Here is a 16,139-nt window from a genome sequence, read left to right as displayed (position 1 = left end):
AACCATTTCCATATAGGCTTCCCGAAGGGGCCCGGCACCGATGCCTTCCGGTGCCGGGCCCCTGGGTCGTCCTCCCCGGACCCTCAACCGGAGAAGACGACATGCGCGAGCCGCAGCGGGCCGCGCAGCCTGAGGTGGACGTCACGGACACCCTCGGCGAGGATCCCGGCGGTGACCTTCGTGTAGTCGTACGGCCCGGGAGTCGGCCTCCCGGGCGCCAGGGACGCGAGCACCGGCCCCCCGTCCAGTGACACATCGACCACACCCTCGCCCGCCACCGTCACGGACACCTCGCTGACGCCCTCCCCGAAGTCGCAGTCCCGGTAGACCAGTTCACCCGCCCTGCCCTCCACCGGGGTCACCGCGTCGCCCGCGGCCTTCGTGCGGTCGACGATCTCGATGCCGCTCTGCTCGTCGAAGTCGGCCGCGTCGAGACCCCGGCTCAGGACGGGGCGCGGCGCGGACGCCTCGCCGTCGAGGGTCACCGCCGTACGCAGCCGCACATCCTCGCTGGAGGCACCGGCCAGCAGTTCGTAGGCGCCCGGCTCACGGCGCCAGTGGCCCTGGTGCACATCCCAGAAACCGAAGGCGGACAACGGGACTTCGAAGGAGAGCTCCCTGCGCTCGCCCGGCTCCAGACGCACCCGGTCGAGCGCCGCCAGCTCACGCCGCGGACGCGGGAGGGCCGGGTCCACGGCGCGGAGATAGAGCTGGACGACCTCGTCCGCCGCCATGGCTCCGGTGTTCGTGACCGCGAAGGAGACGGACACCGCGGCGCCCTCCGCCTTCGCGTTCAGATCCGCGTACGCGAACGACGCGTACGACAGGCCGTGGCCGAACGGGAACAGGGGTGTGCCCTCGAAGTACAGGTATGTCTGGCGGCTGCCGATCACGTCGTAGTCCAGGAGGTCGGGCAGGTCGGCGTCGTCGGCGTACCAGGTCTGCGGGAGGCGGCCGGCGGGGGAGACGTCGCCGGCGAGGACCCTGGCCAGGGCGGTGCCGGCCGCCTGGCCGCCGTGCGCCGTCCACAGGACGGCCGGGAGGCGGGCGGAGTCGAACGCGTAGGGATACGCCGACACCAGCGCCAGCACCGTGTGCGGGTTGACGGCGCGCGCGGTGTGCAGCAGGCGCTCCTGGTGCTGGGGGAGGCGCAGGGTCGTACGGTCCTCGGTCTCGCGGCCGTTGATGTGCGGATCGTTGCCCGCGACCACCAGGACCACGTCGGCCTCGGCGGCGGCCCTGCGCACCGCGTCCTCACCGCGTTCGGTGATGATCACCTCGAAGATTTCCGGGTTCGCTTCGGCAACCTTGACGCCGTCGGCGGCGACCGAGACGTGGCGGCCCGTACCGAGGTGCTTCAGGAGGTGCCCGTTCTCATGGGGTTCCAGGCGGAACGTCTCCTGGACGATCCAGCCTCCGGGCTGGTCGGCGGAAGCGCGCAGGTAGCCGTCCTCGGCGACCGAGAGATAGCGGCCGTCGGGCGCGCGCAGCGTCAGTACGCCCTCGCCCCACTCCATGAGCGCCAACTCGGTACCGGTCGCATCGGTGGTCAGCGGGGGCAGATCGGTGCGGCCCGTGAGCGTGGCCGGGTCGAGAGCGCCCTCGGCGCCGCGCACCTGCTCCTCGGCGCCGTCGGCCGCCGGGACATGGAGAAACGTACCGGCAGCGGTCCTGAAGCGGACCCGGTCCACGCCCTCCGCGAACTCCACGCGCTCCGCGCCGAACCGCTCGTACAGGCCCTCCAGCGGTGTGGACCGGTGGATCAGCGTGCCGCTGTACCAGTCGAGCTTGCACTCGTCCGCGAGCAGACCGACCACCGCGATCCGGGCGTCCTCGGCGAGCGGCAGCAGACCGCCGTCGTTCTTCAGCAGCACGATCGCCTGCTCGGCGGCCTCCTGCGCGAGCGCACGATGGGCCGGGGTGTCGAACTCCCCGGTGCCGGCGTGCGGGTCGTCACGCGGGTCGAACTCGCCGAGGCGGAAACGCACCGAGAGCTGACGGCGTACGGCCGTGTCGATGTCCGACTCGGTGAGCAGGCCCTGCTCCAGGGCCCCGCGCACCCGCGCGGTGATCTTCGAGCTGTCGGTGCCGTGGTCGGTGAAGCTGTCGACGCCGGCCAGCAGCGCCGCGGCCGTCGCCTCCTCGTGCGTGTCGAAGTAGTGCTCGGAGTCGACCAGGTTGGACGGCGCGCCCGCGTCCGAGCAGACGAGGAGATCCTCGTCGGTCCAGGTCCGCAGGTGCTCGCGCAGATGGGGCGAGACATGGTTCGGGCGGCCGTTGACCAGGTTGTACGCGGGCATGACACCGGCCACCGCGCCCGCCTCGACCGTGTCGCGGAAGGCGCGCAGGTCGTACTCGTGCAGGACGCGGGGGCGGACGGAGGAGGACGTGACGTCGCGGCCCGTCTCGTTGTTGTGCGCCAGCCAGTGCTTGAGGACCGGCGCCGTGCGCCAGTACGTCGGGTGCTCGCCGCGCAGGCCGCGCGTGTAAGCGGTGGCGATCGCCGAGGTGAGCCGCGGATCCTCCGAGTAGCCCTCCTCGTTGCGGCCCCACAGCGGGTGGCGCAGGAGGTTGACGGTCGGGGACCAGACGTTGAGCCCCACGCGGTCATCACGGGCGCGCATCGCGCGGGTCTCCTTGGAGACGGCCTCGCCGACCCTCCGTACCAGATCCGGGTTCCAGGTCGCGCCGAGACCGACCGCCTGCGGGAAGACCGTGGCCGGGCCCATCCAGGCCACGCCGTGCAGCGCCTCCTGGCCGGTGCGGAACGCGGGGATGTCCAGCCGCTCGACGGCGGGGACGAACTGGTGCAGGAATCCGATCTTCTCATCGAGGGTGAGCCGCGACAGAAGGTCGTCGATGCGCTTCGCGAAGGGCAGGTGCGGATCGCGAAAAGGCGGCGTGTGCGGCGTGTGTGCGGTCACGTGGGGATCCCCTTGCGATGAATCGACGGGAATGCTTTCGAAGCGCTTCGATGCTCATTCGACTCGGGGTCGAGTGTCAAGAGATCAACACCCTCAGTTCAAGCGGCGCATACGAAAGGAGCGCGCTCCCGAGCCTCGGAGGAATCTTGGAAGCGACCCTTGTGCGCCCCTGGGTGTTCACTTAACCTCACAGCAACATCGAAGCGCTTCGACTGCGCGTTCCTTCACCCGTCGAAGAAACGCTTCAGCTCAGCCAGTTTCACTTACGACACCGCAGCCGACGGCCTCCGCCGGGTGTCCAGGTGCGCCACGAAGGGTTGACGCAATGACGCCGAACGCCGCCTCCGCCTCCGCCTCCTCGGGACCGAGCCGGAGAAGCTTCCTCGCCTCAACAGCGGTCGCCACCGCAGCGGTGGCGGGAGGGATGCCACTGCTGTCCGCCTGCGGTGGTTCGGACGGCGGGTCGCGCGACGGGACCACGTCGGGCAAGAACGCCAAGAAGCTCCTGCCGGCCTATGTGGCCAGCAACGTGGTGACGCCGGACATCCCGTCCAAGAACGGCTCCGCGATGGGCTTCACCAGCAAGCTCGACATCGCCACCCTCAAGACGTCGGTGCCGAAGAAGCTCGGCAAGGGCGGCAAGGTCACCGTCATGTCGCCGTTCTGGGGCTCGCCGCCCAAGCAGGGCAACCCCTACTACACAGCGATGAACGACCTGATCGGTGTCGACGTCCAGTGGCGCAACCAGGACGGCAACACCTACGACCAGAAGCTCGGCGCGGTCCTCGCCTCCAGCGACGTCCCGGATGTGGTCGTCGTCCCGAGCTGGAACATGATGGGCAAGATACCCAGCGCCATCATCAGCAAGTTCGCCGACCTGGGCCCGTACCTGTCCGGGGACAAGGCCAAGGAGTATCCCAACCTCGCGGCCATCCCCAGCGACGCCTGGCAACGCTCCATCTTCGGCGGCAAGCTGATGGGCCTGCCGATGCCCGCCGGGTACGTCGGGAACATCGTGCCCATCTACCGCCAGGACATCTTCGACAAGGAGGGCTACGACATCCCGCGGTCCTCCGACGAGTTCATGGCCCTGTGCAAGGACATCACCAACGCCAGGGCCAGGCGGTGGGCCTGCGGTGACATGAAGTGGACCGCGTTCATGAACTTCGGCGTGCTCGGGGGCGGTGAGAAGCCGCTGTGGTGGAACCTGGTCGACGGCAAGCTGATCAACCGCATCGAGACCCCGCAGTACCTGGAAGCCATCGAGTGGACGCGGAAGCTGTTCGCCGCCGGAGTCGTCCACCCCAACTTCAAACTGGGCAAGAGCCAGATCACCGACCCGGCCCCCAAGTTCGCCGCGGGCGAGTTCCTGATCTGGAACAACGACATCTCCAACTGGTACGGGCAGCAGGCCTCCCTGGCCACCCAGAACCCCGGCGTCAAGGTCTGGGGCATGGACATCTGGGGCCACGACGGCGGTGCCCCGACGCTGTACGCCACGAACCCGGCCAACATCTTCGCCTTCGTCAACAAGAAGGCCTCCCCGTCCGTCATCCGCGACGTGCTGGCGGTCGCCAACGTCACCGCGGCGCCCTTCGGCACCAAGGAGTGGATGATGACCAACTACGGGGTCGAGGGCACCCACTACACGCTCAAGGACGGCGTCCCCGTCAAGAACGACAGGGGCAACAACGAGGTCATCAACGCCTACGTCATGGTCGCGAGCCCCGCCGCGACCATCGCCCACCCCGACCTCCCGAAGTACACCCGGGGCATGGTCGAGTGGCAGCAGCGCATGGGTGCCTTCACCAAGAAGTCGTCGTTCTGGGGCCTGCAGATCACCGAGCCCTCCCGCTACACCAACCTCGTCAACGACTTCGAGCAGCTCGAGGACGACATCATCCGCGGCCACAAGAAGATCAGCGACATGCAGCAGGCCATCTCCGACTGGAAGAGCAAGGGCGGGGACAAGCTGCGCGACTGGTACAAGAAGCTCCTCGACGAGAACGGTCCGGCGGCGAGCTGACGAGACTCTGAGGCAAGGAGAACGGCTGTGTCCTACAGCACGGTGCCTCGGACCAAGGCCGAGGCCAGCACGCCGGTGAAGGCGCAGAGGGCGTCCGAGGACGCCACCGGCTCCCGGGAGAAACGGGGCTCGGGCAAACTGAGTCTCCGGCTCAGGTTCAGACGCGACCGCCTGCTGATCCTCATGACGCTGCCGGCCGTCGTGCTCCTTCTGGTCTTCAACTACCTGCCGATCCTCGGCAACATCGTCGCCTTCCAGGACTACGACCCGTACATCAGCGACAACGGCATCGTCTCCATGCTGCACAGCCCCTTCGTGGGCCTGGAGAACTTCCAGCAGATCTTCGAGGACTCCGCCTTCTGGAACGCCGTCGAGAACACGCTCGTGCTGTTCTTCGTCCAGCTCCTGCTGTTCTTCCCGATCCCGATCCTGCTCGCGCTGCTCATCAACAGCGTGGTCCGGCCCCGGGTGCGGGCGTTCGCGCAGGCCGTTCTCTATCTGCCGCACTTCTTCTCCTGGGTGCTGGTCATCGCCGTCTTCCAGCAGATGTTCGGCGGCGCGGGCATGCTCTCCCAGCTGCTGCGGCAGCACGGGTACGACGGCCTCGACATCATGACCAACCCGAGCACCTTCCCCTTCCTGCTCACCGCGCAGAGCGTGTGGAAGGACGCCGGGTGGGGGATCATCGTCTTCCTCGCCGCCCTGGCCTCGGTCAGCCCGGACCTGTACGAGGCCGCCGCGATGGACGGCGCCGGACGCTGGCGCCGCATGTGGCACGTCACGCTTCCCGCGCTGCGCCCGGTGATCGCCCTCCTCCTCGTGCTGCGCGTCGGCGACGCCCTGACCGTCGGGTTCGAACAGATCCTGCTGCAGCGTGACGGCGTCGGACCGGGCGCGGGGGAGGTCCTCGACACCTTCGTGTGGTGGAACGGCGTGCGCAACCAGAACTTCGGCTACGCGGCCGCCGCCGGTCTCGTCAAGGGCGTGGTCAGCATCGGCCTGGTCCTCGCAGCGAACAAGGTGGCCCATCTCATGGGCGAGAAGGGGGTGTACAAGAAGTGACCGCCGTCATCGACCAACCGGCGAGCGAGCCGCGCTGGTGGACCGCACCCGAGCGCCCCGCGTGGGAGGAGAAACCCTCCCAGGCCGGTCTCGCGGGCAAGGGCGTCGCCCTGACGTTCGCCTGCCTGGCGATCCTCTTCCCGCTGTGGATCGTCGTCGTCACCAGCCTGTCCTCGCGCAAGACCATCAACGAGGCGGGCGGCCTGGTGATGGTGCCCAAGGGCATCACCTTCGTCGCCTACAGGGAACTGCTCAGCGGCGGCCAGGTCACCCGCGCCGCGGTCATCAGCATCCTCGTCACCCTGGTCGGAACGCTGTTCTCGATGGCGGTGTCCGTCCTGTGTGCCTACGGTCTGTCCCGGAGCGGGTCCCTCGGCCACCGCTGGATCCTGATGCTGCTGCTGGCGACCATGTTCTTCAGCGCCGGCCTCATCCCCACCTATCTGCTGGTGCAGTCCCTCGGCCTGACGGACAGCTATCTCGCACTGATCCTGCCGAGCGCCATCAGCGTCTTCAACATCCTGGTGCTGCGCGGCTTCTTCATGGAGATCTCGCCGGAGCTCATCGACAGCGCGCGCATCGACGGCGCCGGGGACCTGCGGATCCTCTGGCGGATCGTCATGCCGCTGTCGCGGGCCGTCCTCGCGGTGATCACGCTCTTCTACGCCGTCGGCTACTGGAGTGCCTGGTTCAACGCGTCGCTCTATCTGAACGACCAGGACATGATGCCGCTGCAGAACGTCATGATCCAGCTCGTGCAGAAGCAGGAGGCGCCGGTCGGCCTGAGCCAGGCCATCAGGACCGGTCAGCTGTCCGGGCTCGCCATCCAGATGGCGGTCATGGTGATGGCCCTGCTGCCCGTGGCCGTGCTGTCGCCCTTCGTCCAGAAGCATTTCAGGAAGGGCATGCTCACCGGCGCCATCAAGGGCTGAGCCACACCGTTCGACTCCGCCGCGGCCGACCTGCCTCCAGCAGCGGTCGGCCGCGGCGGTCCCAAGCCTCCGGTTGCTCCCCACCGCACAGAACGAGGTATGTCATGCCCGCGCTCAGCGACGCCACCCGCGGCCGCATCCTCTTCGGCGGCGACTACAACCCCGAGCAGTGGCCGGAGGAGACCTGGGCCGAGGACGTACGGCTGATGCGGGACGCCGGCGTCAACTCCGTCACCCTCGGTGTCTTCTCCTGGGCCAGGCTCGAACCCCGCCCGGGGGAGCGGGAGTTCGGCTGGCTCGACCGGCTGATGGACCTCCTGCACACGGGCGGCATCGGCGTCGTGCTCGCCACCCCCACCTCCTCGCCGCCGCCCTGGCTCGGCCGGCTGCACCCCGAGACCCTGCCCCGCGACGAGGACGGCCGCACCGAATGGTGGGGCGGCCGCCAGCACTTCTCGCACTCCAGCGCCGCCTACCGCCGCTACGCGGCAGCCATCACCGAGGACCTCGCCGTCCGCTACGGCGGCCACCCCGCCCTCACCATGTGGCACATCAACAACGAGTACTGCACCTACGACTGGGGCGACGAGGCCGCCGCCCGCTTCCGCCGCTGGCTGCACACGAAGTACGGCACGCTCGACGCCCTCAACTCGGCCTGGGGCACGGCCTTCTGGAGCCAGGGATACGGCGACTGGGCCGAGGTGCTGCCGCCCCGCCACGCCCACTACCTGAAGAACCCGGGCCAGGTGCTGGACTTCAAGCGGTTCACCTCCGACATGCTCCTGGAGTGTTACATCGCCGAGCGCGACATCGTCCGTCGGCACAGCCCCGCCCACATCCCGGTCACCACCAACTTCATGCCGCTGTGGGCCGGGCAGGACGCCTGGCGGTGGGCGGAGGAGGAGGACGTCGTCTCCGTCGACCTCTACCCCGACCCGCGCGATCCCCTCGGTGCGCAGCACGCCGCTCTCGTCCAGGACCTGACCCGCTCGCAGGCCCGCGGCCCCTGGATGCTGATGGAACAGGCGGCGGGCCCGGTGAACTGGCGTGGCGTCAACCACCCCAAGCCGCGCGGCCTGGGCCGCCTCTGGTCCCTCCAGGCGGTGGCCCGCGGCGCCGACGCCGTCTGCTACTTCCAGTGGCGCCAGTCCCGCCAGGGCGCGGAGAAGTTCCACTCCGGGATGGTCAGCCATGCGGGGCCGGAAGGGCGTACGTACCAGGAGGTCAAGCAGCTCGGCGCCGAACTCGCCACGATCAGCAACGAGGTGACGGGGCGTCACAGCCGCAATGACATCGCGGTCCTGCACGACTGGCACTCCTGGTGGGCCGGTGCCCACGAGGGCCGGCTCTCGACCCGGGTCGACCTCACTCAGGTCCTCACCACCTGGCACCGCGCCCTGTGGCAGGCCCACCTCATCACCGACTTCGCCCACCCCGAGCACGACCTCACCGCCTACAGGCTGGTGGTGGTCCCCCAGCTGTACGCCCTCACGGACGCGGCGGTCGACAACCTCCTCGCGTACGTCAACGGGGGCGGCACCCTCGTCTGCGGGTTCCTGACCGGTGTCGCCGACGAGGACGACCGGGTGCGCCCCGGCGGCATGGACCCCCGTCTGCGCGAGCTGTTCGGCATCCGCACGCTGCACGAGTGGTGGCCGCTGGACGCGGACGAGACCGCCGAGACCGACGGCTTCCGGGGGACCCTCTGGTCGGAGGAGATCGAGGCCGCCGAGGACGCCTCGGCCGAGGCCAGGTACAAGGGCGGCGAGCTCGACGGCCTGCCCGCCGTGCTGCGCAAGGGCCGGGCCTGGTACGTCTCCACGCTCCCCGAGCCGCACGCGCTGCGCGTCCTGCTGGCCGGGATCGCGGCCGACGCGGGCGCCCGCCCCGTCCTCGACGGTCTGCCCGACCAGGTGGAGGCTGTCCGTCGCGGCGACCTGCTCTTCTTGCTGAACCACGGGCGGGAGCCGGTGACCGTGCAGGTACCAGGCACCCACCGTGACCTGCTGACCGGCGCGACGGTCGAGGGCGATGTCACCCTCGGCCGGTACGGCGTGATGGTGTTGCGCCCATGAACAAGCCCATGATCACGCCCATGAACACGCCGACGAACACGCCGACGAACATCGTCCACGGAACCTGGGAACCCCTCCCCGCCACCCGCTGGGAGGACGGCTTCCTGAGCGGCAACGGCCACCACGGCGCACTTGTGTCCGGTGATCCGAACGACGAACGGATCGTCGTCACCCACCACACCCTCGTCCGCCCCAACGGCGCCGAGAACGCCCGTCCACCCCACCTCGCCGACCGACTGGCCCTCCTCAAGGACCAGTTGCTCGCGGGTGAGCTGCACGCCGCCGAGACCTTCACCGACGGACGCGACCTGCAGTGGGTCCAGCCGTTCCACCCGGCCTTCCAGGTACGGCTGCGCAGACCGGCCGGCGAGGAGCCGCGCCGCTACCGCCGCTCCGTCGACTTCGCCACCGGCGTCGTGGAGTCGGTGTGTGAGGGCTGGAGCAGCCGGGTCTTCGTGTCCCGCGCCGACGACGTGATCGTCCAGCACATCGCGGCGGCCGACCTCGACATCGCCCTGGACCACCGCCTCCCCGGTGCACCCCCGGGCCTCGGCGTCGGGGACGGCGCGGTCCTCACCCCCGAGGGCGCCCTGCTCACCCTGCGGGTCCGCTATCCCGGCAGCGACACGGCGTACACCGGGGTGACGCTCGTCGTGGTCACGGGCGGCCGTACGACGCTCGCGCCCCCCGGCGCACGCGTCGCGGACGCGGAGTCGGTCCTGCTGCTGACCCGGGTGCTGCGGCACACCGGCGAGCTGGACACGACCTCCCACGCCCGCGCCCTGCGCGAAGTGCTGCCGGCCGGCGAGGACCCGTACACCCTCCTCCTGGACCGCCACACCGCCCTGCACCGCACCGCCTACGAGCGCGTCACCCTCGACCTGGACGCGGACCCCGCGGAGCGCGCCCTGCCCGGCTCGGAGCTGCTCGCGCACCCCGGCAGCCCCGCCCTCCTGGAGCGCCTCTTCGCCGCCGGCCGCTATCACCTGCTCTCCGCGAGCGGGCTGCTCCCGCCCCGCCTGGTCGGCCTGTGGAGCGGCGACTGGGACACCGCGTGGTCGGGGGCGTTCACCAATGACGCCAACCTCAACCTGCAGACCGCGTCCGCGGCGGCCGCCGCGCTCCCCGAAGTGACCCGAGCCCACGCCGCCCTGATCCAGAGCCAGCTCTCCGACTGGGCCGAGAACGCCCGCGCGGTCTTCGGCGCCCGTGGCGTCGTCGCTCCCGCCCACACCGACGGCGAGTCCGGGCTGTCGTACCACTTCAGCCGCGAATACCCGCTGCACCTATGGACCGCGGGCGCCGACTGGCTGCTCAAACCACTGGTCGACCACGACGAGACGAACGGCGCCCGGGATCCCCGTACCGCCCACGCACTCGCCCAGGTCGCCCTGTTCTACGAGGACTTCCTCGACCGGACCGACTCCGGGGGCCGCCTGGTCGTCGTGCCCTCCTACTCGCCCGAGAACCGCCCCGCGAACGCCAGTTGGGGTGCGATCAACGCGGCCATGGACCTCTCGGCCGCCCGGCACGCGCTGCTGACGGCGGCCGAGTACCACCCGGACACCCCCGACGCGGACCGCTGGCATGCCCTCGCCGACCGGCTGCCGCCCCACCGGATCAACGCCGACGGCGCCCTCGCCGAATGGGCCTGGCCCGGCCTCGACGACACCTACGACCACCGTCACCTCAGCCACCTCTACGGCGTCTGGCCGCTCGACGAGATCAACCCCTATGACACCCCGGACCTCGCGGCGGCCGCCCACCGTGCCCTCGAACTGCGCGGCGCCGAGAACGACTCCGCGCACGGCCATCTGCACCACGCCCTGGTCGCCGCCCGGCTGCGCGACGGCGAACGGGTCGCCCACGCCCTCGGCCAGGTGCTCAACGGCGACTTCTTCCACGCCTCCCTGATGAGCGCGCACTACCCGGACCGCAACGTCTACAACGCCGACGCCGCCCACACCCTGCCCGCCGTGCTGATCGAGATGCTCGTGCAGTCGACCCCGGACCGCCTGGTCCTGCTGCCCGCGCTCCCGAAGGCGTACCCCAAGGGCCGACTCCTCGGCGTCCGCACCCGGTTCGGGGCGGAACTCGACCTCACCTGGAACCCCCAAGAAGTGACGGCGGTGCTGCGCCCCACCCGTACGCACCGCGTCGAACTCAGGACTTCCTCCGGCACCCGGCCGCTCGACCTCGTCGCCGGAGAAGACCACGTCCTCGCCCCGGGGGCGTGGTGACCATCCCCGCAACTCCCCCCACCCATGGAAGGGACACCATGGCAAAGAGCACTCTGCGCAAGGTCACCATGGCCGTACTGGCCCCGGCGATGGCCATCGGCGCCACCGTCGGCCTCGCGTCCGCCCCCGCCTCCGCCGCGGTCTGGAGCTCCTGCGCCCAGTACGGCAGCACGAGCCTGAACGGCTACACGCTGTACAACAACATCTGGGGCTCCGGCGCCGGCAGCCAGTGCATCTGGGCCAACTCCGGGACCAACTGGGGTGTCTGGGCCGACCACCCCAACACCGGCGGCATCAAGTCCTACCCGAATGCCACCAAGGCGATCAACAAGTCGATCACCTCGCTCGGTTCGCTCTCCAGCAGCTACAACGTCACCGTCCCGTCGTCCGGCGCGTACGAGACGGCGTACGACATCTGGGACACCAACCACAGGTACGAGATCATGCTCTGGATGAACAAGACCGGCGCCGTCGGCCCGCTCGGCACCTCGCAGGGCAACGTCACGCTGGGCGGTCACTCCTGGACCGTCTACAAGGGCACCAACGGCTCCAACGACGTCTTCTCGTTCGTCCGCACCTCCAACTCGTCCTCCGGCACGGTCGACGTCCTGCCGATCCTGAAGTGGATCAAGGACACCAAGGGCTGGTTCGGCAACGTGACCATCGGGGACGTGCAGTTCGGCTTCGAGATCACGTCATCGTCCGGTGGCCTGAACTTCACCGTCAACAGCGAAAGCGTCAGCAGCAGTTGATGTTGATGCGGACCGGGTGAGGTTTCATGGACCCCATGCAGATCCTCACCCCCCTCCGCACCACGCTGGCGGCCGCTGCCGCGGTGCTCGCCATACCGGGCACCGCGGCGGCGGCACCCGCATCCCCCTGGTCCTCGCCCCTGCACCCGGTGGCCTCCCTGGCCGCCGAACGCCTCGCCACCGCCGACCTGGTGGCCGCGGCCAAGTGGGGCACCGACAGTCCCATCGACGACCCCGCCCGCGAGCAGGTGGTCCTCGACAACGTCGCCGCACAGGCGAAGCAGATCGGCGCCGATCCCGACGAGATCCGCCGCATCTTCCGCGACCAGATCGAGGCCAACAAGGACGTCCAGCGCGCCCTCTACGCCCGCTGGACCGCCCACCCCGACCAGGCCCCGACCACCAGGCCGGACCTGAACGTGATCCGCCAGACCATCAACCGCATCAACACGGAACTGGTCCAGGCAGTCGCAGACACGACACCGGAGCGCACGACCCCGATCTGCCGACCCGAGCTGGCTGTGGCCGTGATCGAGGTCCACCACGAGAAGCACCCGGACCTGCTCCACACCAAGGCCCTGGTCCGCTCCCTGGAGTCGGTCTGCCGCAACTGAGCGAGGCGGTCGGATTTTCCGTGCGGTTCTGCCGCGCCCCGAAGGGGCGCGGGGAACTGCGCGACAAGCCACGACGCCGCAGCAGTCGACAACGCACCTACAGTGGCACATCCTGCGAAGCAATAGGCAACTGCGCCCCGTCCCGCAAAAACAGCGGAATCCGATCCAACGGCGCCTCGACCGTCACGGTCGCACCACCCTCGTACGTCCGACCGGTCCACGCATCCGTCCACGTGGCCCCCACCGGAAGATAGATGGTCCGGGCGCTCGCGCCAGCCGTAAGCACCGGCGCAACCAACAGATCCCGCCCGAACAGATACGCGTCATCCACGTCCCAGGCGGCCTGGTCCTCCGGGAACTCCAGGAACAGCGGCCGCATCACCGGCAACCCCTCCTCGTGCGCCTCCCGCATCACGTCCAGGACATACGGCTTCAGCCGCTCCCGCAGCCGCAGATACCGCTCCAGGATCGCCCCGGCCTCCTCGCCGTAGGACCACACCTCGTTCGGCCCGCCGGTCATCTCCGGGCCCAGTGGCATACCCGGGTCACGGAACCCGTGCAACCGCATCAGGGGAGACAGGGCCCCGAACTGGAACCACCGCACCATGACCTCGCGGTACGCCGGATCGTCCGGGTCGCCGCCGTGGAAGCCGCCGATGTCGGTGTTCCACCAGGGGATGCCCGAGAGGGCCGTGTTGAGGCCCGCCGCGATCTGGCGGCGCAGGGTCGGGAAGTCGGTGCCGATGTCGCCGGACCACAGGGCGGCGCCGTAGCGCTGACTGCCCGCCCAGGCCGAGCGGTTGAGGGTGATGACCTCCTCGCCCTCGGCGCGCAGGCCCTCGTAGAAGGTGCGGGAGTTCTCGGCGGGGTAGCTGTTGCCGACCTCCAGGCCGGGGCCCGCCCAGTAGCGCAGGTTCTCCTGGAAGCCCGGCTTGAGCTCGGGCTCGCAGGCGTCCAGCCAGAAGGCCGTGATGCCGTACGGCTCCAGGTAGTTCTCCTTCACCCGCGACCACACGAACTCACGGGCCTCAGGGTTCGTGGCGTCGTAGAAGGCGACCTGGACGGTGGAGGCGACCTCCTTGTCGGGCCAGTCGGCGTGCGCCATCGGGCCGTACTGGGTGCCGATGAAGTAGCCGCGCTGCTCCATCACCGGGTGGTTCTCGCTCAGCGGCGACACCGACGGCCACACGCTGACCACCAGCTTGATGCCGAGCTCGGCCAGCTCGCGCACCATGCCCGCGGGGTCCGGCCACTCGGCGGGGTCGAACTTCCACTCGCCCAGGTGCGTCCAGTGGAAGAAGTCGCACACGATGGCCGAGATGGGCAGGCCCCGCCGCTTGTACTCCCTTGCCACCGCGAGGAGTTCGTCCTGGGTGCGGTAGCGCAGCTTGCACTGCCAGAAGCCGGCCGCCCACTCCGGCAGCATCGGCGTCCGGCCGGTGACCGCGCTGTAGCGGCGCTGGCCGTCGGCCGGGGTGCCCGCGGTGATCCAGTAGTCGATCTGCCGGGCCGAGTCGGCCACCCAGCGGGTGCCGTTGTGCGCGAGCTCCACACGGCCGATCGCCGGGTTGTTCCACAGCAGGGTGTAGCCGCGGCTGGAGGAGAGCACCGGGATGCCGACCTCGGCGTTGCGCTGGACCAGGTCGAGGACCAGGCCCTTCTGGTCGAGGCGGCCGTGCTGGTGCTGGCCGAGGCCGTACAGCTTCTCGTCGGCGTAGGCGGCGAAGCGCTGCTCCAGGCGGTGGTGGCCGTTGCCGACGGCCGTGTAGAGGCGGGAGCCCGGCCACCAGAAGTGGGCGCGCTCCTCGGCCAGCACCTCGTGGCCGTCGTCGGTGCGCAGGAAGCGGATCAGGCCCTCGGCGCTCACCTCCACGGTGAGCGCGCCGACGGTCAACTGCCCTTCCCCGTCACCGATCTTGACGCTGCTCTCGGTGGCCGGCGCCTCGTCGAGCAGGGCGCCCGGCAGGCCCTCCAGGATCGGGCCGCCGAGCCTGGCCCGCACCCGGACCGCGTCCGGGCCCCACGGTTCGATACGGAGGGTCTCCTGACGGCCGCTCCACTCCAGCGCGCCGTCCCGCTCCCGGAAGGTGCCGACGGTGGGTGACGACTGAGCGAGGCTGACCTGGGGCTGGGCCCCGGCCGGTGGCTGGTTTTCGGCAGACTGGTTCACGAAGGGTGCTCCCGAAAGACATGAGGGTGCCCGCCAGGGGCACGGACGAGCGGGATCAGGACGTACCGGAGGGTGCCGGGCCCGTGCTCGCCCGGACCGTCAACTCCGGGGTGAGCAGCACGACTTCGTCCGTGCCCCGGCCGTCCAGCTTGGCGACCAGACGCTCCACGGCGTGCCGGCCCATCTCCTGCGCGGGGATGGCGACGGACGTCAGCCGCACCGAGGCCTGCACGGCGACCTGGTCAGGGCAGACCGCGACCACCGACACGTCCTCGGGCACGGCACGGCCCTGCTGGCGCAGCAGGGCGAGCAGCGGCTCGACCGCCGACTCGTTCTGCACGACGAAGCCGGTGGTGCCCGGCCGCTCGTCGAGAATGCGGGCGAGGGTGACGGCCATGGCGTCGTACCCGCCCTCGCACGGCCGGTGCAGCAGCCGTACACCCAGCTCCTGGGCGCGCGAGCGCAGTCCGTCGAGGGTGCGCTCGGCGAAGCCCGTGTGCCGCTCGTAGACGGCGGGGGCCTCTCCTATGACGGCGATGTCGCGGTGGCCGAGCATCGCGAGGTGCTCCACGCACAGCGCGCCGGTCGCCTTGAAGTCGAGGTCGACGCAGGTCAGTCCGGAGGTGTCGGCGGGCAGGCCGATGAGGACCGACGGCTGGTCGGTGCCGCGCAGCAGCGGCAGCCGCTCGTCGTCGAGTTCGACGTCCATCAGGATCATCGCGTCGGCGAGTCCGCTGCCGGTGACCCGGCGCACCGCGTCGGGGCCTTCCTCGCCGGTCAGCAGCAGGACGTCGTAGCCGTGCGTGCGGGCCGTGGTGGCGACCGCGATGGCGATCTCCATCATCACCGGTACGTACATGTCGGTGCGCAGGGGGACCATCAGCGCGATGATGTTCGACCTGCTGCTGGCCAGGGCCCGCGCACCCGCGTTCGGGTGGTAGCCGAGTTCGCGGATGGACTGCTCGACCCGCTGCCGGGTGGTCGTGGAGATGGACCGCTTGCCGCTGAGGACATAGCTCACCGTGCTCGCCGAGACTCCGGCGTGCTGGGCGACCTCGGCGAGGGTGACCATCCAGCTCTCCAAGCGTGTGAAGCGCTTCGACAGTGCGCATTGCGAACAGGGGCGGGTGGGGGTGGTCCGACACTAGCTCTAGCGCGGGTGGGTGTCCATAGGGAGTCGAAGCGCTTCGACGGCTTTCTTCTCGGCTTTCTTTTCGAGGTGTCGTCCCACGGAAGAGGTCGTACCAGAAACATCCGCCGAACGGCTGCACAAAGGGTGGTGGGCTCGCCCCGAATCGGGTACATACGATCGGGTAGCACCCGTCGGTAACCAAAGTCGACCAA

10 protein-coding genes are annotated in these 16,139 nt (G+C 69.7%); 7 read left to right on the top strand and 3 right to left on the bottom strand.

Annotated elements, in window-relative coordinates; genetic code table 11:
• Positions 1 to 83: 83 nt before the first annotated feature.
• A complete protein-coding gene (locus ACFY1U_RS46410) occupies positions 84 to 2,924 on the bottom strand; it encodes a glycoside hydrolase family 3 C-terminal domain-containing protein (protein ID WP_390700124.1) in 2,841 nt (946 codons plus the stop codon).
• Between the two features lie 325 nt (positions 2,925 to 3,249).
• Here ACFY1U_RS46410 and ACFY1U_RS46405 point away from each other — a divergent pair, with 325 nt between their 5' ends.
• From ACFY1U_RS46405 to ACFY1U_RS46375, 7 genes are all read left to right on the top strand, one after another.
• Positions 3,250 to 4,950 carry an extracellular solute-binding protein gene (locus tag ACFY1U_RS46405; protein ID WP_390700123.1) on the top strand — a complete coding sequence of 567 codons (1,701 nt, stop codon included), beginning with the start codon at positions 3,250 to 3,252 and terminating at the stop codon, positions 4,948 to 4,950.
• A gap of 27 nt (positions 4,951 to 4,977) precedes the next feature.
• Positions 4,978 to 6,012, top strand: coding sequence for an ABC transporter permease (locus tag ACFY1U_RS46400; protein WP_390700122.1), 1,035 nt, complete (start codon positions 4,978 to 4,980; stop codon positions 6,010 to 6,012).
• On the top strand, positions 6,009 to 6,944 hold the full coding sequence (locus tag ACFY1U_RS46395) for a carbohydrate ABC transporter permease (RefSeq protein WP_390700121.1): 936 nt from the start codon (positions 6,009 to 6,011) through the stop codon (positions 6,942 to 6,944). The genes ACFY1U_RS46400 and ACFY1U_RS46395 overlap by 4 nt, the downstream gene beginning before the upstream one ends.
• Positions 6,945 to 7,048: 104 nt before the next feature.
• On the top strand, positions 7,049 to 9,019 hold the full coding sequence (locus tag ACFY1U_RS46390; protein ID WP_390700120.1) for a beta-galactosidase: 1,971 nt from the start codon (positions 7,049 to 7,051) through the stop codon (positions 9,017 to 9,019).
• Complete coding sequence (locus tag ACFY1U_RS46385) at positions 9,016 to 11,259, top strand: glycoside hydrolase N-terminal domain-containing protein (protein ID WP_390700119.1); 2,244 nt, start codon at positions 9,016 to 9,018, stop codon at positions 11,257 to 11,259. Before ACFY1U_RS46390 ends, ACFY1U_RS46385 begins: the two co-directional genes overlap by 4 nt.
• A gap of 38 nt (positions 11,260 to 11,297) precedes the next feature.
• Entirely contained in the window at positions 11,298 to 12,011 is a 714-nt protein-coding gene (locus ACFY1U_RS46380; protein WP_390700118.1) for a hypothetical protein, read from the top strand.
• A gap of 35 nt (positions 12,012 to 12,046) precedes the next feature.
• Positions 12,047 to 12,625 carry a chorismate mutase gene (locus ACFY1U_RS46375; protein WP_390700170.1) on the top strand — a complete coding sequence of 193 codons (579 nt, stop codon included), beginning with the start codon at positions 12,047 to 12,049 and terminating at the stop codon, positions 12,623 to 12,625.
• A 97-nt stretch (positions 12,626 to 12,722) separates the two neighbouring features.
• On the opposite strand, the gene ACFY1U_RS46370 is transcribed toward ACFY1U_RS46375, so the two are convergent.
• Both ACFY1U_RS46370 and ACFY1U_RS46365 read right to left on the bottom strand, forming a co-directional pair.
• Positions 12,723 to 14,795: a TIM-barrel domain-containing protein gene (locus tag ACFY1U_RS46370; protein ID WP_390700117.1), complete on the bottom strand. Its 2,073-nt coding sequence runs from the start codon at positions 14,793 to 14,795 to the stop codon at positions 12,723 to 12,725.
• Between the two features lie 55 nt (positions 14,796 to 14,850).
• Complete coding sequence (locus tag ACFY1U_RS46365; protein ID WP_390700116.1) at positions 14,851 to 15,867, bottom strand: LacI family DNA-binding transcriptional regulator; 1,017 nt, start codon at positions 15,865 to 15,867, stop codon at positions 14,851 to 14,853.
• Positions 15,868 to 16,139: the final 272 nt, after the last annotated feature.

Origin of the sequence: Streptomyces sp. NPDC001351 (assembly GCF_042896045.1) — a bacterium.
In the GTDB taxonomy this organism is placed as follows: domain Bacteria; phylum Actinomycetota; class Actinomycetes; order Streptomycetales; family Streptomycetaceae; genus Streptomyces.
The sequence above is the reverse complement of the archived record's forward strand: the minus strand, read 5'-3'. Positions and strand labels throughout refer to the sequence as shown.